Raw genomic sequence first — 17,571 nt, forward strand, 5'->3', positions numbered from 1 at the left:
CCGCCGCCGGCGACCCTCCCGGGGGGGGGTTTTTCCCCCCGGGGCGGGGGGGGGCGGGGGGCCGGGCGGGGGGGGGGGCCCCCCGGGGCGGGGGGGGGGGGGGGCGCGCCCCCCGCCACCCCGAGCCCGAGGACGGTGGCGCCCGTCAGGGCGAGGGCCGTCACGCGCTTGCGAAGTGCCATGATGGGAACAACTCCTTCGGTCGTGCCACTGGTGTGGCTGATGGCAGTGCGGTGGTACGAGGAGTTCACGCGAGGTGGTCCCGCCCGGCACGGCGGGGCCGCCCGCTGCACGGCCCGGAATCGGATCGTGCAGAACCGATCCTTTACTCAAGGGCACTGCGGGACCAGGAAGTTCCACCGGAAGTTCACCCCTCCTCCCACATCCGCCCCCACAGCCCCTCCGACGTGACCTACGCCATAGTCACTCCAAGTGACCGATGTCTCGCCCGTGGTTGCTTATCCTGGGAACCCGGATCACGGGGCCTGGGGGGGCTGGTGCACGAACAGGGGAAGAGCTTCGGGCAGTTGCTGCGTCGCTTCCGGGAGGAGTCGTCGCTCAGTCAGGAGTCGCTCGCCGAACGCTCCGGGCTGAGTGCCCGCGCCATCGGCAATCTCGAACGGGGCCGGAGCAGACCGCGCGCCGACTCCCTGCAGCGGATCGTCTCCGCGCTCGGCCTGGAGGGGGCAAGGGCACGGGCGATGGTCGAGGCGGGCACCGGCAATCCCCCGGCCCGGCCGTCCCACGAGCAACCGCTCTCCGACCCGGAGGTGCTGCTCGTGCTGGAGACCGTCGGCGGAGTCGACCCGCACAGCTGGGAACCCGCCGTCCGGACCGCCCTGATCCGCGCCTGCTCGGGGTCCGCCGCCGCGGCACGCCTGGTCGGCGCGGTCCTCGCCGTCGAGCCGGATCTCCGGCTGGCCGATCTCGCCCACCGCCTCGACAGCCTGGCCGCCACCTGCTGACCCGCCCCGGAATGCCCCCGGTGCCGGATGGGGTTGGATGGTGGCATGGCTTCTCGTGCACGTGTCCGCGCCCCTGAACTGGTCGGCAGCGGTGGATGGCTCAACACCGGCGGCAAGGAGATCCGGCTGGCCGATCTCCGGGGCAAGATCACCGTCCTGGACTTCTGGACCTTCTGCTGCGTCAACTGCCTGCATGTCCTGGACGAGCTCCGGGAGTTGGAGGAGAAGCACCGGGACACGGTGGTGATCGTCGGGGTGCACTCGCCGAAGTTCGTGCACGAGGCGGACCACGGGGCGGTGGTGGACGCGGTGGCCCGGTACGAGGTGCACCACCCGGTGCTGGACGATCCGGAGCTGGTGACGTGGAAGCAGTACGCGGTGCGGGCCTGGCCGACGCTGGTGGTGATCGACCCGGAGGGGTACGTGGTCGCGCAGCACGCCGGTGAGGGGCACGCGCACGCGATCGCGAAGCTGGTGGAGGAGCTGGAGGCGGAGCACGCGGCGAAGGGGACGCTGCGGCGCGGCGACGGGCCGTACGTGCCGCCGGAGCCGGTGGCGGGGGACCTGCGGTTCCCGGGCAAGGCGGTGCGGCTGCCGGACGGGCACTACCTGGTCGCGGACTCGGGGCACCACGCGCTGGTGGAGCTGGACGGGGACGGCGAGAGCGTGGTGCGGCGGATCGGCGACGGCGTGCGCGGCCTGGTGGACGGGGCCGAGCCGCGGTTCAGCGAGCCGCAGGGCCTGGCGCTGGTGCCGGAGGGGCTCGACCTGGGCTACGACGTGGTGGTGGCGGACACGGTGAACCACGCGCTGCGCGGGGTCCGGCTCGCGGACGGCGCGGTGACCACGCTGGCGGGCACCGGCAAGCAGTGGTGGCAGGGTTCGCCGACCGCCGGCCCGGCCCGCGAGGTGGACCTGTCCTCGCCGTGGGACGTCGCGTTCTTCGACGGCGAGGTGTGGATCGCGATGGCGGGCGTGCACCAGCTGTGGGCGTTCGACCCGGTGGCGGGCACCGTCCGGGTGGCCGCGGGCACCACCAACGAGGGCCTGGTCGACGGCCCGGCCGCCGAGGCGTGGTTCGCCCAGCCGTCGGGCCTGGCGGTCGCCGCGGACGGCGGACGGCTCTGGGTCGCGGACGCGGAGACCTCCGCGGTGCGCTGGGTGGAGCGCGGCGGCCACGAGGTCCGCACCGCGGTCGGTACCGGCCTGTTCGACTTCGGGCACCGGGACGGTCCGGCCGGACAGGCCCTGCTCCAGCACCCGCTGGGCGTCACGGTGCTGCCGGACGGCTCGGTCGCGGTCAGCGACACCTACAACCGGGCGCTGCGCCGCTACGACCCGGTGAGCGGCGAGGTCAGCACGCTCGCCACCGACCTGCGGGAGCCGTCCGGTGCGGTGGTGGTGGACGGCGACATCGTGGTGGTGGAGTCGGCCCGGCACCGGCTGACCAGGCTGCGGCTGCCCGAGGAGGCGGTCCGGGTGGAGGCGGTGGCGCACCGCACCCGGCGGGCCGCCACCGAGGTCGCCCCGGGTGCGCTGCGGCTGGACGTGGTGTTCTCCGCGCCGACCGGCCAGAAGCTGGACGAGCGCTACGGCCCGTCGACCCGGCTGCTGGTCTCCGCGACGCCGCCGGAGCTGCTGGTGTCGGGCGCGGGCGCGGACACCGCGCTCTCCCGCGAGCTGGTGCTGTCGGACGCGGTGGCGGAGGGCGTGCTGCACGTCTCGGCGATGGCGGCGTCCTGCGACGACGATCCGGCGGTCGAGTACCCGGCCTGCCACGTGCACCAGCAGGACTGGGGCGTGCCGGTGAAGCTGGTGGCGGGCGGCGCGGACCGGCTGCCGCTGGTGCTGGCCGGAATGGACTGACCGGGCTTCAGGGTGCGGGCCTCCCCCGCACCCTGACGGCGGGTCAGCCTTCCAGGAACGCCTTGATGGCGCTCGCCAGGTAGTGCGGGTCCTCGGCGCCGCACAGCTCGCGGGCGGAGTGCATGGAGAGCGCCGCGATGCCGCAGTCGACGGTGGTGATGCCGAGCCGGGCCGCGGTGATCGGGCCGATCGTGGTGCCGCAGGGCATCGCGTTGTTGGAGACGAAGGTCTGCCACGGGACGCCGGCCTTCTCACAGGCGGCGGTGAACACGGCCCGGCCGACGGCGTCGGTGGCGTACCGGTTGTTGACGTTGACCTTGAGGATCGGGCCGCCGTTGGGCAGCGGGTGGTGCCCGGGCTCGTGCCGCTCGCTGTAGTTGGGGTGGACGGCGTGGCCCATGTCGGAGGAGAGGCAGACGGTGCCGGCCAGGGCGCGGGCCCGGTCCTCGGGGCTGCCGCCACGCGCGTAGCAGGAGCGTTCGAGGACGTTGCCGAGCAGCGGGCTCTGCGCGCCGGTGTCGGACTCGCTGCCGGTCTCCTCGTGGTCGAAGGCGGCGAGCACCGGGATGTACGGGAGTTCGCCGCCGGCCTCGGCGACGGCGGCGAGCGCGGCGGTGGCGGCGTGCACCGAGAGCTGGTTGTCCAGGCGGGGGCCGGCCAGCAGCTCGCGGTCCCGGCCGAGGTAGGCGGGCGGCTGGACGTCGTGGGTCATCAGGTCCCAGCCGACGACGTCGGCGGCGGCCAGGCCGGCCCGCTCGGCGACGTACTCCAGCAGGGCGCCCCCGGTGGTGTCGCCGAGGCCCCAGATCGGGGTGAGGTGGCGCTGCTTGTCGAGCTTGAGGCCCTCGTTGACCTGCCGGTCGAGGTGGATGGCGAGCTGCGGGACGCGCAGCAGCGGCTCGTCGAGGTGCACCAGGCGGGTGGAGCCGTCGCGCAGCGCGAGCCGGCCGGAGAGGCCGAGGTCCCGGTCGAGCCAGGTGTTGAGCGGGACGCCGCCGTAGATCTCCACCGCGACCTGCCGCCAGCCGGCCGAGCCGGTGTCGGGCAGCGGCTTGACCCGCAGGTTGGGCGAGTCGGTGTGGGTGCCGACCACCCGGTACGGGGTGGCCGGGCCGGCGCCCTCGGGCACGTACCAGGCGATCAGCGCGCCGCCGCGGACCAGGTAGCGGCCGCCGCTGCCGCCTTCCCAGGCGTCCGTCTCGCGGACCCGCCGGAAGCCCACCCGCTCCAGCCGCTCGGCCGCGCTCTCCACCGCGTGGTAGGGGGAGGGGGAGGCCGCCAGGAAGGCGATGAGGTCGTCCGTGTGCTTCCGGTCGAAGTGGGCCGTACGGGCGGCGGTCGACATTTTGCTCCTGGGTTGAGGGCGGCCGGGCCTGGTGGGGTTGCAGGGCCCTCCCCTGAGCATATGCCCGTACACGGACAGGGCCGCGAGAACTCCGCAACGGTGACACAACAGTGAACGGGGCGCTACACAACGCCGCGGGGCCCGGTGCAGCACCGGGCCCCGCGACGTGAGGGTGGGTCAGGCAGTCAGGCGGGCGGCCCGGGAGGACCGCCTGGTCAGAACGCCTCTTCGGCGAGCTCCATCAGCTCGTTGTCGATCGCCTCGGCGATCTGGCGCTGCGCGGCGGTGGTGGGCAGCACGGTGCGGGCGAAGTGCTTCGCCGCGGCGATCTTGCCCTGGTAGAAGGGGACGTCCTTCTCGGACGCGCCCGCCTCCAGCTTGGCCAGCGCGACGGCGGCCTGGCGCAGCAGCAGCCAGCCGACCACCACGTCGCCGGAGACCAGCAGCAGGCGGGTGGTGTTCTGGCCCACCTTGTACATGTTCTTCGGGTCCTGCTCGACGGCGGTCAGGTCGGCGATCAGCTTGCCGACGATGGCCTCCAGGTCGCCGGCGGCGGCGGCCAGCAGGTCGCGCTCGGCGGCGAGGGCGGCGCCGCCCTCGCCGGTGGCGAGGAACTTGCCGATCTGCTCGTTGACGGCGGTGAGCGCCTGGCCGCCGTCCTTGACGATCTTCCGGAAGAAGAAGTCCTGGCCCTGGATCGCGGTGGTGCCCTCGTACAGGGTGTCGATCTTGGCGTCCCGGATGTACTGCTCGATCGGGTACTCCTGCAGGTAGCCGGAGCCGCCGAAGGTCTGCAGGGACTGGGCGAGCTGCTCGTAGGACTTCTCCGAGCCGTAGCCCTTGACGATCGGCAGCAGCAGGTCGTTCAGGCGCTCGGCGGCGGCGTCGTGCTCGCCGCGCAGGCGGGCGGCCAGCATGTCGTCCTGCACCGAGGCGGTGTAGAGGACGAGGGCGCGCATGCCCTCGGCGTACGCCTTCTGGGTCAGCAGCGAGCGGCGCACGTCGGGGTGGTGGGTGATGGTGACGCGCGGCGCGGTCTTGTCCATGAACTGCGCGAGGTCGGCGCCCTGCACGCGCTCCTTGGCGTACTCCAGCGCGTTCAGGTAGCCGGTGGAGAGGGTGGCGATGGCCTTCGTGCCGACCATCATCCGGGCGAACTCGATGATCTTGAACATCTGGCGGATGCCGTCGACGGTCTCGCCGAGCAGCCAGCCCTTGGCGGGGTGCTTGGCGCCGAAGGTCATCTCGCAGGTGTTGGACGCCTTGAGGCCCATCTTGTGCTCGACGTTGGTGGCGTAGGCGCCGTTGCGCTCGCCGAGCTCGCCGGTCTCCCAGTCGAAGTCGAACTTGGGGACGATGTAGAGGCCCAGGCCCTTGGTGCCCGGCTTGCCGCCCTCGGGGCGGGCCAGCACCAGGTGGATGATGTTCTCGGACATGTCGTGCTCGCCCGAGGTGATGAAGCGCTTGACGCCCTCGATGTGCCAGGAGCCGTCCTCCTGCTTGACCGCCTTGGTGCGGCCGGCGCCCACGTCGGAGCCCGCGTCGGGCTCGGTCAGCACCATGGTGGCGCCCCAGAGGCCCTCGACCATGCGCTGGGCGACCTTCTGCTGCTCCTCGGTGCCCTCGTCGAAGACGACGCCGGCGAAGGCCGGGCCGGAGGAGTACATCCAGATCGCCGGGTTCGAGCCGAGCACCTGCTCCGCGTACGCCCAGACCAGGGAGCTCGGGGTGACCTGGCCGCCGATGCCCTCCGGGATGCCCAGGCGCCACCACTCGGCGTCCATGAAGGTCTGGTAGCTCTTCTTGAAGGTCGCCGGGATCGGCGCGGTGTTGGTCTCCGGGTCGAAGACCGGCGGGTTGCGGTCGGCGTCCACGAAGGAGGCCGCGAGGTCGTTCTCGGCCAGCCGGGAGATCTCGCTGAGGATGTTCTTCGCGGTGTCGACGTCCATCTCGGCGAACGGACCGGTGCCGTACACCTGGTCGCGGCCGAACACCTCGAAGAGGTTGAACTCCACGTCCCGCAGGTTGGACTTGTAGTGACCCATGACCGTTTCTCCGGTTCGTCTGCTCCACGGGCGGCCGCTTCCGGCGCACCGCTTACCCACCAGTACGCCCCATGATGCTACCCGTTGGTAACTTGTTCAAGCCCTCCGACGTGACAAGGGTATGAACGTGGTCACGTCCCACAACGGGGCCCGCTCCCGGATTGTGCGGATCACCCGTCCCCGAGCGGGGCCGCGCCCGATAGCCTTGTCCCGTGTACGGCTACGAGCAGAGCGCCTACCAGGACCCCTACCAGCAGCAGCCGCAGCAGGGGATGCCCGGCATGCCCGGCCCCGGGTACGGCGACCCGCAGGCCGCCCAGCAGTCGCTCTACCCCGAGCCCTCGCCGCCCTCGCTGGCCGACGCGGTGCGCGCCTTCACCACCGGGGCGATGCCGGTGGAGGACTTCCAGGCCATCTTCATCACCTCCAAGGTGTACTGCCCGCGCGGCGACCGCCCCGGCTTCCTGGCGCTGCACAACACCCCGACACCGGTGATCCCGATGTTCAGCTCGCTCAAGGAGCTGAAGCGCTACGCGGGCAAGGAGTCCAAGCACTTCTCGGTCACCGGCGCCGAGGTGCTCGACCTGCTGCCCACCGGGTACGGCTTCGCCCTGGACATGGAGGGCGAGCACCGGATGGTGTTCGACGCCCGCGCGGTCGAGCAGATGGTGGACTTCACCATGCGCCGGATGTACGGCTGACCCCACCCTCCACGGACGGCCCCCTCGGGGGGAATGCGCCCATGTAGTTCAATGTTCAACCTTGCGAGTTGTTGAGCATTGAACTACTGTGGTGGACGTAGGCCACAGACCCCCGAAGGAGGCCGACATGCCCGCCGTGACCGTCGAGAACCCACTGACCCTCCCGCGCGTGACCACCCCCGACCCGGCGCACAGCACGGCCCGGCCGGTCCTGACCGTGGCCACCGCCCCCGAGGGCTACGAGGGCGAGGGCTTCCCCGTCCGCCGCGCCTTCGCCAAGATCAACACCAAGTTCCTCGACCCGTTCATCATGATGGACCAGATGGGCGAGGTCGACTACGCCGCCGGGGAGCCGAAGGGCACCCCCTGGCACCCGCACCGCGGCTTCGAGACCGTCACCTACATCATCGACGGCACCTTCATCCACCGGGACTCGCACGGCGGCGGCGGCACCATCACCGACGGCGACACCCAGTGGATGACGGCCGGCTCCGGCCTGCTGCACATCGAGACCCCGCCGGAGTCGCTGGTGATGTCCGGCGGCCTGTTCCACGGCCTGCAGCTCTGGGTCAACCTGCCCGCCTCGGACAAGATGATCGCCCCGAAGTACCAGGACATCCGCGGCGGCAGCGTCAAGCTGCTCACCTCCGCGGACGGCGGCGCGCTGATCCGGGTCATCGCGGGCGAGATCGACGGCCACCAGGGCCCCGGCGCCACCCACACCCCCATCACGATGACGCACGTCTCGCTCACCCCCGGCGCCCAGCTGACCCTGCCGTGGCGCGCCGACTTCAACGCCCTCGCCTACGGCCTCGCGGGCAGCGGCTCGGCCGGCGAGGAGCGGCGGCCGTTCCACCTGGGCCAGGCCGTGGTCTTCGGCGACGGCGACAGCCTGACCGTCCGCGCCGACGACAAGCAGGACTCGCGCTCCGCCACCTTCGAGTTCGTCCTGCTCGGCGGCCTCCCGATCCGCGAGCCGGTCGCCCACTACGGCCCGTTCGTGATGAACAGCCACCGCGAACTCCAGCAGGCCATGGAGGACTTCCAGGCCGGCCGCCTCGGCACGATCCCCGCCGACGCGAACTGACCCCGCGTCACCCCGCGCCCCGTCGCCGGACCGCTCAGTCCTGCGACGGGGCCGGGGTGCGCAGCTGCTCCAGTTCGGCGAGGGCCGCGGCGCCGACCTCGGCCTTGGCGTCCTCGGGGTCGGCGGCGCGGAGGCGGCGGAGCGCGTCGGTCAGGCGGTCGGTGGCGCCGCGGAGTCGGGCGGCGCGTTCGGCGTGGACGCCGGTCATCGGGTCGTCGACCACGGTGACCTTGACGCCGCGTTCCTCGGCGGCGGCGAGCAGGGCCGCCCCGGCCTCGGGGACCAGGGTCAGGACGGAGGCGGCGAACAGGCCGCCGGGCAGGCTCTTGGGGCGGCCGACCAGGTTCTTGACGACGATCTCGCAGGGCAGCGACCGCTCCTGCCGCTCGGCGGCGGCGGTCGCCGCCAGGCCGATGGTGAGCAGCGCCTCGGCGGCCCTGGTGACCAGCCACCTGCGGCCGGGGACGGGCGGCAGGAACTCGCGGACGCGGTCCACCTCGCGGTCGACCACCACCTCGGGGAGCAGGTCGACGGTGCTGTGGCAGCGGATCTCCAGCACCTTCTCCCAGGCGACCGTCCCGCCGTCGAAGCCGACCTCCGCCGGCCCGACCACGACCTGGCCGAGCCCGTCCAGCAGGTGCAGCAGCCGCACCGCGGGGCCCGGGACGTGCGGGAGGCGGCCGACCAGCCCGGCGAGCGAGACCTCCCAGGGCCCGTCGAGCGGGACGCCCGGCTTCGGATGGCTCTCCAGGGCCCGCCGCGCCCAGTCCGCACCGGCCTTCGACCGGGCCGAGGCGACCGCCCCGGTCACCGCCCCCAGCGCCGCCCCGGCCCGCCGCCCGGCCTCCTCGCCGACCCGCCTGATCCCCATCCCCCGGCCCTCCCCCGTCCCGTTCCGGACTCCCACGCTACCGGCCGGGCCGGTCCGTAGGCTGGGCGGAGGAGATTCCACCGAAGCAGGAGGCGGGCATGGCGACGATCCACCGGACCACCCTGGAGCCGGGCAAGTTGGAGCTGCTGGCCGGGTGGCTGCCCCGGCAGGAGTGGTTCCTGGGGCGGGGCGGCGAGCTGGTCCGGGCGGGCGGGTTCCGGCTGGACGACCCGGCGGGGGAGGTCGGGATCGAGTTGATGGTGGTGACGGACGGGCGGGACGCGTACCTGGTGCCGATGGCGTACCGGGGGGCCGAGCTGGCGGGGGCCGGCGAGGGCGCGCTGATCGGGGTGGCCGAGCACGGGGTGCTGGGGACCAGGTGGTTCTACGACGGCGACCGGGACCCGGTGGTGCGGGAGCAGTTGGCGCGACTGCTGCGCGGCGAGGCGGTGGCGCAGATGCAGAGCGAGAGCGACGTGGCCGACGGCAGCGTGGCGGTGGCGCCGGTGGCCGGGGCGGCCGGGGCGGTGCTGCGCCGGGTGCTGGCGCCGGTGGGCGCGGCGGACGGCCCGGCGGCGGGCGAGGTGGTGGCCGGGTACACCGCGCCGGACGGTTCGGCGGTCCGGGCGGTGTTCCTGAGCGCCTCCTGAAGGCGGGTCAGAGCCGGGCGTAGAGCGCGGCGGCGTCGTCGTGGGCCTTGCTGCGCGGCCAGCGCAGGCAGTGCGGGTCGGTGCGTTCGGCGGCCCGGACCCGGGCGATCAGCTCGGCCGGTCCGGCCTCCGCGAGCAGGTGCGCGGCGTCGGCCCAACTGCCCAGTCCGAGGCGGTCGGTGAAGCGGGCGGCGCCGTCCGAGAGGGCGGCGGCGCCGCGCAGTCCGGCCCGGGCGACGGCGCCGGTCTCGGCGTGCTCGGCGGCCCGCGGGAGGGCGGCGGCGATCCACGGCCCGTGGCCGGTGTTGCGGGCGGCCCGGACCGCGGTGGCGTAGCGGAGGTGGAGCGCGGCCCGCTCGGCGCTGCCGGGGACGGTGGACCAGACCTGGCGGCGCAGTTCCTCGCCGCCGGGGAAGCGCTGGTTGTCGCCGATCACCCGGGGCGGCCCCTGCTCGGGGTGCAGGACCAGCAGGGAGTCGCCGAGCGCCAGGTACTCCAGGGTGTCGCCGCGCAGCCGGGCGGCGACCACCATCGCGGCGGGGGTGGCCGGGTTGGCCAGGTCGCAGCGGCCGCCGTGCAGGGCGGCGGTCTCGGCGATCGCGTCGGCCAGGCACTCGGCGACCGTCCGGTCGGCGCGGTCGGTGAGCCGGGCCAGCAGGTGGACGCCGAGTCGGCGGACGTACCAGGCGGTGCCGTGGGTGCAGCCGGTCGCCAGCGACTCCGGCGTACTGGACCCGTCCAGCAGCACCAGGGCCTCCGGGGTGGCCGCGGCGAAGTCCTCGCAGCCCCGGTCCGGGCGGCGCGCGTCAACTGCCAGCTCTACCCGCATGCCCACCAGTCTGCGGGCGGCGTCCGGCCCGGAACAGGGGTCGGACAGCGATCCGTGCGCGGAATGATTCGGACATAATGGGACGAGATATGACAATCGGCGGCGTTCGGCGGCCGCCGGTCCGGACCCTCGACCCGTCCACCCGATCCGCGACAGGAGCGTCCCATGGTCTGGCAGTTCTTCGTACTGGTGATCGCCTCGATCGGCTTCCCCACCCTCGCCCTGCTGTTCCTGATGGGCGGCCTGCAGTACCGCGACGAGCGGGAGGGCGCGCACGCCGCGGCGCGCCGGGGCTGACCGTGCGCGATATCGGCTGACAGCACCCCCGCCCGGCATGGCAGGGTGTGACCGGTACACCCGCTCCCGTCCAGGAGGTCCCGCATGAGCAGCGACACCGCCCCGTCCGCCGAACCCGCGCCGGAGGCGAGCGCCGACGGCCCCGAGCAGGCCGCGCCGGACGACCAGAAGGCCAAGTTCCTGGCCGCACTGCAGCGCAAGGGCGGCGGGAACCGGAACGCGGCCGGCGGCCCCGGCGGCGACTCGAAGATCCACGGCGCGCACGCCGCGGCCGGCGGCAAGCGCACCTTCCGCCGCAAGAGCGGCGGCTGAGCACCCGTCGGTCCCCCGACGGTCGGACGGCCGGCCCGGTGCGAGGAGCACCGGGCCGGCCGTCCGGCGTGTGCGGCGGGCTCAGCCGGCCGGGGCCGCGGTCCGCCCGGTGCGCCCGGCCTGCTCGGTGCGCCCGGCCTGCCCGGCGTCCTCGGCGTCCTCGGCGTCCTCGGTGAGGAAGGCGAGCGCGTTGTCGAGCACCGTCCGCTCCGTCAGGACCCGGCGGTGGCCCAGGCCCTGAGTGGTGATCAGCCGCAACTGCCGGTCGCCGTACGCCTCGCGCAGCAGGTGGGCCTGGCGCAGCGGGACGACGTCGTCGTCCTCGTCGTGCACCACCAGGATCGGCGCGGTGACCAGTTCGGGGCGGCGGGTGGCGTCGAAGCGCTGCCGCACGTCGCCCGCGCCGGGCAGCAGGACGTCCTCGATCCGCCGGACCAGGTCCCGCCGCAGCCGGTCGTTGAGGCCCAGGGTGGCGGCGAAGCCCCCGGCCAGGAAGTCGAACTCGGCGACCCCGGCGACCGCGACCAGCCGTCCGACCGGCACCCCCTCGGCGATCGCCAGGAAGGTGCAGCAGACCCCGAAGGAGTGCGCCACGGCGGCCTCGAAGGGCCCGTGGCGCTCGGCCAGCCGCCCGATCAGCTCCTGGTACTCCAGGATGGTGGTGGCCCGGCCCGCCGAGTCGCCGTGGCCGGGCGCGTCGAAGCCGACCGGGCTCAGCCCCTGGTCCAGCAGTCCGCGGACCCAGGGCGCGAACCGGGACGCCCGGGACTGCCAGCCGTGCACCAGCAGCACCGGCCGGCGCCCGTCGCCCCACCGGTAGGTGCGCACCCGCTTGCCGTTGACGGTCAGCTCCCCGGTGGCGGCCCGGTCGTGCAGCTCCCGCTCGGCCGGGCGGACCCGGCTGCGGCGGACCGGGCGGCGGAACAGTTCGAAGGCCACCCGGCCCGGCGGGGCGGTGGCGACGTGCGAGGCGGCGTTCAGCGCGGTGCCCAGCAGGGCGACGGTGGGAGCCATGGGCGAGATATTAGCACGACCGTTCGTTCATTTTTAGGGGCGACGGGGCGCCCGACGAGGGAACCGCGGGGTCAGCCGAGCAGGCGGTGGATGGCGCGCAGCGCCCGGTCGTAGCGGGACGGGTCGTCGTGCAGCACCGCGAGCACGTTCGCGCTGTCCATCAGGCCGGTCAGCAGCAGCGCCAGCTCCTCCGGGTCGCTGTCCGCCGGGAGCTCGCCGGCCGCCCGCGCGGCCCGCAGCAGGTCGGTGACCAGGGTCTCCCACTCCAGCGCCACCGCCGCCAGGGCGTCGCGCACCTGGCCCGGGCGGGCGTCGAACTCGGCCGTCACCGCGTAGAAGAAGCAGCCGCCCTCGAAGACCCGGCCCCGCGAGTAGTCGATCCAGTGCTCGCACAGCGCCCGCACCTGCCCGGCCCCGGCGGGCAGTTCCAGCGCGGGGGCGACCACCCGGTCGTAGAAGATCCGGCGGGCGGCCCGGACGGTGGCCAGCTGCAGCTCCTCCTTGGAGCCGAAGCCGGCGAACACGCCGCTCTTGCTGAGTCCGAGGTCGGTGGCCAGCCGTCCGATCGAGAGCGCCGCCAGGCCCTCCACCGAGGCGATCTGCACCGCCCGGCCGAGCACCGCGCGCCGGGTCTCGTTCCCGCGCTGGACCCGACCGTCCGTCGAGGAAACGACCACCACGGGAACACCTCCACAGCGCGCGAACAGGGCGCCGTCAAGGCTACGCCGCCGCGCCCCGGACCGGGCCCGGCGGTGTCAGCCGGTGTGCTCCTCCGGGAGGTACGGGGCCTCGCGCAGGAAGAGCGCCCCGCAGGTGTGGCAGTTGTGGTCGGGGTCGCCGGTCCAGTGGGCGGCGTCCCGGACGGGGGCGGCCGGGGAGAGCTCCCGGCCGCAGAGGGCGACGGGGTCCGCGTCGCGGACGATGTGCCAGCTGACCACGGAGTCCGTGGCGCCGGTCGGGTCGGTCTCGGCGCGCATCTGGTGCATCATGATCACCATGGTCCGCCGGTCGGACATTCCCGGCAATTCGCCGTCGCTGCCTACCGTCGGTCGACGCCCGGCGGTTCGGACATCAGCGCGCGGACCTCGACCGGCATGTTCATCGGCTCCCCGGCGGGCCCGGGCGCGGCCGACAGCCGGGCGGCCAGCTCGACGGCCCGTTCGGGCCCGCAGTCGACGATCCACCAGCCGAACAGGAACTCCTTGCCGTCCGGGAACGGGCCCGCGACGACGGCGGGCGCGCCACCGGTGGCGCGGACGATCCGGGCGGTGCCGGGCTCGGCCAGGCCGCGGGCCTCGACGAGTTCGCCGGTGGCGGTGAGCTCGGCGACGGCGTCCCGCATGTACCCGAGGTGGGCGGCGACGGCCGCCGGGTCCCAGTCGGGGATCGGCGGGACGGCGGTGTCGGCCTGGCTGAAGTGCAGCTGCAGCATGTACGGCACGGCGGCGGGCTCCTCACGGTGCGGTCGGTCTCCGCCCCGGGGTCGGAACCGGGGCGCCGTTCTCGACATCGTCGCCCCAGCCGTCCTCACCGCCGTCCTCCCGGTCGTCCTCCGGGGGCGTCAGACCGCGGGGCGCAGGGCCCGCCAGGCGGCGAGGGTGGTGAGCAGCAGCGCGCCGCCGGAGATCGCGAAGCCGGTCCGGGCGCCGACCTCCTGGGCGACGAAGGTGACGGCGAGTCCGGTGAAGGGGAGGGTGCCGGTCATCGCGCTGCCCCAGAGCGACATCACCCGGCCGCGCATCTCGGGGGCGGAGCGCAGCTGGGCGAGGGTGTTGGCGCTGGCGATGTACCAGATCGAGGTGAGGCCGACGGCGAACATCCCGGCCACGGCGGCCCAGGCGTTCGGGGCGAGCGCGGTGGCGAGGACGGCGACCGAGGTGGTGAGGGCGAGGGTGCGGACCCGGCGCGGGGTGGGTTCGGGCGCGGCGGCGGCGAGCAGGGCGCCGGGCAGGCCGCCGAGGCCGAAGGCGGCCATCAGCGTCGAGTAGCCGGCCGGGCCGAGGTCGAGGGCGCGGTCGACCAGCGGCGGGACGGTGAGGTTCATCGCGAAGATCAGGCCGCTGGCGGCGGACATCGGCAGCAGGCCGCGGACGATCGGGGAGCGGCGGGCGTAGGCGAGTCCCTCGCGGGCGCTCGCCCGCGGGCCGCGCTCGGCGGCGGCGGGGCGGTCGGCGGTGCGGTCGGCGGGGGCGCGGAGCCGGGCCAGCGCGAGCAGCGGGGCGAGGTAGGTGAGGGCGTTGAAGGCGAAGGCGAGGGCGGGGCCGCCGGCCGCGAGCAGGGCGCCGGCGGCGGCCGGGCCGATCACCCGGGAGGCGTTCAGGGCGACCTCCCAGAGGCCGACGGCGCTGGCGACGGAGCCCGCGCCGACCAGGTCGACCACGAAGACCTGGCGGGCGGGGGAGTCGACGGTGGCGACCAGGCCGGTGCAGGTGGCGAGGGCCAGCAGCAGCCACAGGTGCTGGCCGAACAGTGCGGTGGTCGCGGCCAGGACGAGGCCGAGGAGCAGCATCAGGCTCTGGGTGACCATCAGCAGGCGGCGGCGGTCGGAGCGGTCGACCAGCGCGCCGGCCCACGGGCCGAGCAGCAGGGTGGGGCCCCAGGTGCAGGCCGTCAGGACGGTCAACCAGACGGCGTTGTGCGTGAGTTGGTAGACCATCCAGGACAGCACGACGCCCTGGGCGAGCGCGCCGGAGGCGGAGGTCAGCTGTCCGGCGAACCAGATGCGGAAGTCGCGTCCGCGCAGGGCCTGGCCCATCCGGGACAGCGCGCGACGGGGTGCGGAGACCGGCTCCGCGGTGGTGGTGGTCATGGTCCCCTCCGGTGACTGGACTAGACCATAACCGGAGCAGCCGGACGCGCCGCCGGCGGGTTTCGGGAGGTGGGACGGGGCGGCGGCGGGCGGGGTGGGACGGGGTGTCGGATCAGGAGGCGGTGCGCAGCAGGGCGGCGGCCGCGCCGGGGGTGAGCAGCTTGTCGAAGCTGACGGTGGCGCCGCGCTGGGGGTGGGTGCGGAGCTGGACGTGGTCGGCGAGGGCGTGGATCAGGAACAGGCCGCGGCCGGACTCGGCCTCCAGCTCCGGGAGGGTGTCGCAGACGGGGGCGGGGAGGGCGGCGCGCAGCGGGGGGAGCACGTGGGTGTCGTAGGGCGCGGTGCGGTTCGCGGGGCGGGCGGCGGCCAGCACCCGGGCGGGGACGGAGGCCCGGCCGCGGCGGGTGCGGCAGCGCGGGGCGGGCCGGTCGGCCGGGCGGTCGGCGGGACGGTCGGCGCGGCGGGGCGGGGCCGGGCGGGGGGCGGCCGGGGTGCCGGTGTTGGCGACCTCGATCCGCACCCGGTCGCCGCTGAGCGAGGCGGTGACCTGGTAGGTGTCGCCGGCGTGGGCGGGAGCGGCGTGCTCGACCGCGTTGGCGCAGGCTTCGGTGAGGGCGAGGCCGAGGTCGAAGGCGATCTGCGGGTCGACCCCGGCGGAGTCCATCGCGCCGAGCAGGATGCGGCGGGCGAGCGGCACGCTGGCCGGGTCGCGCTTGAGGTGCAGAGTCCACCAGATGTCCACGGGAGATCCCTCCTGGCTGCGGCTCCACATACAACTAGCTATCTCCTCGGCCGCGCGCGGTGAACCGTCCGCGTTCGCCGCTACCGCCCGTTCGGCGGATGGACTGGTCCTGTCGGGTGTGCCGATCGGCGCGCGGACGGGTGAGTGCGCCGGTCGGGTTCTGGCCATTCGGGGCGGGTTGCGGCCCCTGCCCCGGCGACGCGTGTAGGCGGTGAGATGATGGCCCGGCCATGACTGACCCCACCGCCGCCGCCCGCCGGCCCGCCGCCCTGCCCGCCGCGCGGGCCGCAGCGGCCGGCTGGGACCTGCGGGTGCTGCGGGCGGTGCCGTTCGCGCTGGTGTGCACGCTGGTGGCGGCCTTCGGGCACGCCCGGGCGGGCGGCGCGGTGGCGCCGGACACGCTGGCGGCGGGCTTCGCCGCGGTGTGCGCGGCGGCGGCGCTGGCCGGCGGGCGGGAACGCTCGCTGGGGGCGATAGCCGGGGCGCTGGCGGCCGGGCAGCTGGGCCTGCACCTGCTGTTCCACTTCTTCGGCGGCGGGCTGGGCGGCGGTGCGCCGATGGCGCACGCGCAGATGGCCGGAAACGGTGCCGTCGACCCGCTGGCCGCGGTCGCGGGCCGACTGCTGTGCAACGACACGCCCGGCGACGGGCTGACGGTCGTCCCGCTGGACACCACGGCGGAGCAGGTGGTGAGCGCGGCGGGTCTGGACCCGCGGGCGGTGGCCGCCGCGGCGGTGCCGCACCCGGAGGGCTGGCTGGGGCTGAGCCCGGCGATGCTGCTGGGTCACCTGGCGGCGGCGCTGGTGGCGGGCTGGTGGCTGCGGCGCGGCGAGGCCGCGCTGTGGCGGCTGGTCCGTACGGTGGCGCTGACCGCCCGCGGCTGGGCGGCCCCGCTGCGGACGGCGGTGGCGCTGCTGTCGGCGCTGCTGCTGGGGACGGACCGGCCGGCCGTACGGCGTCCGGGCGGGCGTCCGGAGGACTGGCCGCTGCCGGTGGCGGCGGCGCTGCGGCACTGCGTGCTGCGCAGGGGACCGCCCGCGGGGGCGTTCGCGCGCTGAGCGGGCTCCGGGGAGACCGGGGTCCGGGCGTGCGCCCGCTGTCGCCGTGTCCGCGCCGTGCGCGGGACGGCGCGTCACCCCTTTCCTCCCGCCGCCCTGGCGCGGCCCCCTCTTCTCCCCTGGAGTCCCCTGATGCGTTCCCTCACCGCCCGTCGTTCCGTCGGCGCGCTCGTGGTGGCGGCCGGCGCCCTGCTGGCGTCCGCCGTTCCCGCGTTCGCGCACGTCACCGTCCAGCCGGGCAACGCCCAGCAGGGCGGGTACACGGCCGTGGCGTTCCGGGTGCCGAACGAGAGCGACACCGCCTCGACCGTGAAGATCGAGGTCAACCTGCCGATGGACCACCCGATGGCCTCGGTGCGGACCCAGCCGCTGCCGGGCTGGACCGCGGTGCTGGAGAAGTCGAAGCTCGACAAGCCGCTGGACTCGCACGGCCAGCAGATCACCGAGGCCGTCTCGAAGATCACCTGGACCGCGGACGCCGGCACCAAGATCGCGCCCGGGCAGTTCCAGGAGTTCCGGGTCTCGCTGGGCGCGCTGCCGAGCGACACCGACAAGCTGACCTTCAAGGCGCTGCAGACGTACGACAACGGTGACGTCGTCCGCTGGATCGAGGAGTCGAAGGACGGGCAGCCCGAGCCGGCCAAGCCCGCCCCGACGCTGGCCCTGACCAAGGCCGGGGCGGCCGCCGGGGCCCCGGCGGACCACCACTCCGACGACGCGGCCAGCAAGCAGGACGCGGCGGCCGCGAAGTCCTCGGACTCCACCGCCCGCACCCTGGGCGTGGTCGGCATCGTGGTCGGCGTGGTCGGCGCGGCGCTCGGCGCGGCCGGGCTGCGCCGCCGTTCCGCGCAGTCCTGACGCAACGCCGGGGCGGGGGCGCCCCCCGGGCCCCCGGCGGCCCCCCCCCGCGCGGCCCCCCCCCCCCCCCCCCCCCCCCCCCCCCCCCCCCCCCCCCGCCCCCCCGCCCCCCCCCCCCCCCA

19 protein-coding genes are annotated in these 17,571 nt (G+C 74.8%); 9 read left to right on the plus strand and 10 right to left on the minus strand.

From position 1 onward, the window contains the following. Positions 1–497 precede the first annotated feature (497 nt). Together ACIQBJ_RS09370 and ACIQBJ_RS09375 are read left to right on the plus strand one after the other, a co-directional pair. Positions 498–965, plus strand: a complete 468-nt coding sequence (locus ACIQBJ_RS09370; protein ID WP_400706219.1) for a helix-turn-helix domain-containing protein — start codon at positions 498–500, stop codon at positions 963–965. Positions 966–1,010: 45 nt separating this feature from the next. Next, complete coding sequence (locus tag ACIQBJ_RS09375) at positions 1,011–2,831, plus strand: NHL domain-containing thioredoxin family protein (protein ID WP_400706222.1); 1,821 nt, start codon at positions 1,011–1,013, stop codon at positions 2,829–2,831. A 43-nt stretch (positions 2,832–2,874) separates the two neighbouring features. Here ACIQBJ_RS09375 and ACIQBJ_RS09380 read toward each other — a convergent pair whose 3' ends face one another. Together ACIQBJ_RS09380 and ACIQBJ_RS09385 are read right to left on the minus strand one after the other, a co-directional pair. Beyond that, complete coding sequence (locus tag ACIQBJ_RS09380) at positions 2,875–4,176, minus strand: M18 family aminopeptidase (RefSeq protein ID WP_400706225.1); 1,302 nt, start codon at positions 4,174–4,176, stop codon at positions 2,875–2,877. 215 nt (positions 4,177–4,391) lie between these two features. Then, complete coding sequence (locus tag ACIQBJ_RS09385) at positions 4,392–6,221, minus strand: acyl-CoA dehydrogenase (RefSeq protein WP_400706228.1); 1,830 nt, start codon at positions 6,219–6,221, stop codon at positions 4,392–4,394. A 212-nt stretch (positions 6,222–6,433) separates the two neighbouring features. On the opposite strand from ACIQBJ_RS09385, the gene ACIQBJ_RS09390 reads away from it, so the two are divergent. Beyond that, a complete protein-coding gene (locus tag ACIQBJ_RS09390; RefSeq protein WP_400706231.1) occupies positions 6,434–6,922 on the plus strand; it encodes an SseB family protein in 489 nt (162 codons plus the stop codon). Positions 6,923–7,049: 127 nt separating this feature from the next. Next, a complete protein-coding gene (locus ACIQBJ_RS09395; protein WP_400706234.1) occupies positions 7,050–8,009 on the plus strand; it encodes a pirin family protein in 960 nt (319 codons plus the stop codon). A 34-nt stretch (positions 8,010–8,043) separates the two neighbouring features. On the opposite strand, the gene ACIQBJ_RS09400 is transcribed toward ACIQBJ_RS09395, so the two are convergent. Next, entirely contained in the window at positions 8,044–8,880 is an 837-nt protein-coding gene (locus tag ACIQBJ_RS09400) for a hypothetical protein (protein ID WP_400706237.1), read from the minus strand. 98 nt (positions 8,881–8,978) lie between these two features. On the opposite strand from ACIQBJ_RS09400, the gene ACIQBJ_RS09405 reads away from it, so the two are divergent. Then, positions 8,979–9,530 (plus strand): 1,4-alpha-glucan branching protein, encoded by a 552-nt coding sequence (locus ACIQBJ_RS09405; protein WP_400706240.1) that lies wholly within the window; start codon positions 8,979–8,981, stop codon positions 9,528–9,530. Between the two features lie 7 nt (positions 9,531–9,537). Here the strand turns inward: ACIQBJ_RS09405 and ACIQBJ_RS09410 are convergent, their stop codons facing one another. Further along, a complete protein-coding gene (locus ACIQBJ_RS09410) occupies positions 9,538–10,359 on the minus strand; it encodes an integrase (RefSeq protein WP_400706243.1) in 822 nt (273 codons plus the stop codon). A 165-nt stretch (positions 10,360–10,524) separates the two neighbouring features. Between ACIQBJ_RS09410 and ACIQBJ_RS09415 the strand changes: the two genes are divergently transcribed. After that, positions 10,525–10,656 carry a hypothetical protein gene (locus tag ACIQBJ_RS09415; RefSeq protein ID WP_400706246.1) on the plus strand — a complete coding sequence of 44 codons (132 nt, stop codon included), beginning with the start codon at positions 10,525–10,527 and terminating at the stop codon, positions 10,654–10,656. Between the two features lie 84 nt (positions 10,657–10,740). Next, positions 10,741–10,968, plus strand: a complete 228-nt coding sequence (locus ACIQBJ_RS09420; RefSeq protein WP_400706249.1) for a DUF5302 domain-containing protein — start codon at positions 10,741–10,743, stop codon at positions 10,966–10,968. A gap of 81 nt (positions 10,969–11,049) precedes the next feature. On the opposite strand, the gene ACIQBJ_RS09425 is transcribed toward ACIQBJ_RS09420, so the two are convergent. The 6 genes from ACIQBJ_RS09425 to ACIQBJ_RS09450 form a co-directional block, all read right to left on the minus strand. Continuing rightward, on the minus strand, positions 11,050–11,982 hold the full coding sequence (locus ACIQBJ_RS09425; RefSeq protein WP_400706252.1) for an alpha/beta fold hydrolase: 933 nt from the start codon (positions 11,980–11,982) through the stop codon (positions 11,050–11,052). Between the two features lie 71 nt (positions 11,983–12,053). Then, complete coding sequence (locus ACIQBJ_RS09430) at positions 12,054–12,659, minus strand: TetR/AcrR family transcriptional regulator (RefSeq protein WP_400708107.1); 606 nt, start codon at positions 12,657–12,659, stop codon at positions 12,054–12,056. Between the two features lie 78 nt (positions 12,660–12,737). Then, entirely contained in the window at positions 12,738–12,971 is a 234-nt protein-coding gene (locus tag ACIQBJ_RS09435) for a hypothetical protein (RefSeq protein WP_400706255.1), read from the minus strand. 50 nt (positions 12,972–13,021) lie between these two features. Continuing rightward, the gene (locus ACIQBJ_RS09440; protein ID WP_400708109.1) at positions 13,022–13,414 is read right to left on the minus strand and encodes a YciI family protein; all 393 of its coding nucleotides are present in this window, start codon (positions 13,412–13,414) and stop codon (positions 13,022–13,024) included. 129 nt (positions 13,415–13,543) lie between these two features. Beyond that, positions 13,544–14,791, minus strand: a complete 1,248-nt coding sequence (locus ACIQBJ_RS09445) for an MFS transporter (RefSeq protein WP_400706258.1) — start codon at positions 14,789–14,791, stop codon at positions 13,544–13,546. 112 nt (positions 14,792–14,903) lie between these two features. Beyond that, entirely contained in the window at positions 14,904–15,533 is a 630-nt protein-coding gene (locus tag ACIQBJ_RS09450; RefSeq protein ID WP_400706261.1) for an ATP-binding protein, read from the minus strand. A gap of 230 nt (positions 15,534–15,763) precedes the next feature. Between ACIQBJ_RS09450 and ACIQBJ_RS09455 the strand changes: the two genes are divergently transcribed. Both ACIQBJ_RS09455 and ACIQBJ_RS09460 read left to right on the plus strand, forming a co-directional pair. Further along, the gene (locus ACIQBJ_RS09455) at positions 15,764–16,591 is read left to right on the plus strand and encodes a hypothetical protein (protein ID WP_400706264.1); all 828 of its coding nucleotides are present in this window, start codon (positions 15,764–15,766) and stop codon (positions 16,589–16,591) included. 132 nt (positions 16,592–16,723) lie between these two features. Beyond that, positions 16,724–17,449 carry a YcnI family protein gene (locus tag ACIQBJ_RS09460; RefSeq protein ID WP_400706267.1) on the plus strand — a complete coding sequence of 242 codons (726 nt, stop codon included), beginning with the start codon at positions 16,724–16,726 and terminating at the stop codon, positions 17,447–17,449. The last annotated feature ends 122 nt before the right edge of the window (positions 17,450–17,571 follow it).

Origin of the sequence: Kitasatospora sp. NPDC088391 (assembly GCF_044753345.1) — a bacterium.
Taxonomy (GTDB): Bacteria; Actinomycetota; Actinomycetes; order Streptomycetales; family Streptomycetaceae; genus Kitasatospora.

Bases quoted from the DNA above. Each gene is read 5' to 3' on its own strand.
- ACIQBJ_RS09375 (WP_400706222.1), top strand. From the start codon at position 1,011: ATGGCTTCTCGTGCACGTGTCCGCGCCCCTGAACTGGTCGGCAGCGGT.
- ACIQBJ_RS09380 (WP_400706225.1), bottom strand. From the start codon at position 4,176: ATGTCGACCGCCGCCCGTACGGCCCACTTCGACCGGAAGCACACGGAC.
- ACIQBJ_RS09385 (WP_400706228.1), bottom strand. From the start codon at position 6,221: ATGGGTCACTACAAGTCCAACCTGCGGGACGTGGAGTTCAACCTCTTC.
- ACIQBJ_RS09395 (WP_400706234.1), top strand. From the start codon at position 7,050: ATGCCCGCCGTGACCGTCGAGAACCCACTGACCCTCCCGCGCGTGACC.
- ACIQBJ_RS09400 (WP_400706237.1), bottom strand. From the start codon at position 8,880: ATGGGGATCAGGCGGGTCGGCGAGGAGGCCGGGCGGCGGGCCGGGGCG.
- ACIQBJ_RS09405 (WP_400706240.1), top strand. From the start codon at position 8,979: ATGGCGACGATCCACCGGACCACCCTGGAGCCGGGCAAGTTGGAGCTG.
- ACIQBJ_RS09410 (WP_400706243.1), bottom strand. From the start codon at position 10,359: ATGCGGGTAGAGCTGGCAGTTGACGCGCGCCGCCCGGACCGGGGCTGC.
- ACIQBJ_RS09415 (WP_400706246.1), top strand. From the start codon at position 10,525: ATGGTCTGGCAGTTCTTCGTACTGGTGATCGCCTCGATCGGCTTCCCC.
- ACIQBJ_RS09420 (WP_400706249.1), top strand. From the start codon at position 10,741: ATGAGCAGCGACACCGCCCCGTCCGCCGAACCCGCGCCGGAGGCGAGC.
- ACIQBJ_RS09425 (WP_400706252.1), bottom strand. From the start codon at position 11,982: ATGGCTCCCACCGTCGCCCTGCTGGGCACCGCGCTGAACGCCGCCTCG.
- ACIQBJ_RS09435 (WP_400706255.1), bottom strand. From the start codon at position 12,971: ATGATGCACCAGATGCGCGCCGAGACCGACCCGACCGGCGCCACGGAC.
- ACIQBJ_RS09440 (WP_400708109.1), bottom strand. From the start codon at position 13,414: ATGCTGCAGCTGCACTTCAGCCAGGCCGACACCGCCGTCCCGCCGATC.
- ACIQBJ_RS09445 (WP_400706258.1), bottom strand. From the start codon at position 14,791: ATGACCACCACCACCGCGGAGCCGGTCTCCGCACCCCGTCGCGCGCTG.
- ACIQBJ_RS09455 (WP_400706264.1), top strand. From the start codon at position 15,764: ATGACTGACCCCACCGCCGCCGCCCGCCGGCCCGCCGCCCTGCCCGCC.
- ACIQBJ_RS09460 (WP_400706267.1), top strand. From the start codon at position 16,724: ATGCGTTCCCTCACCGCCCGTCGTTCCGTCGGCGCGCTCGTGGTGGCG.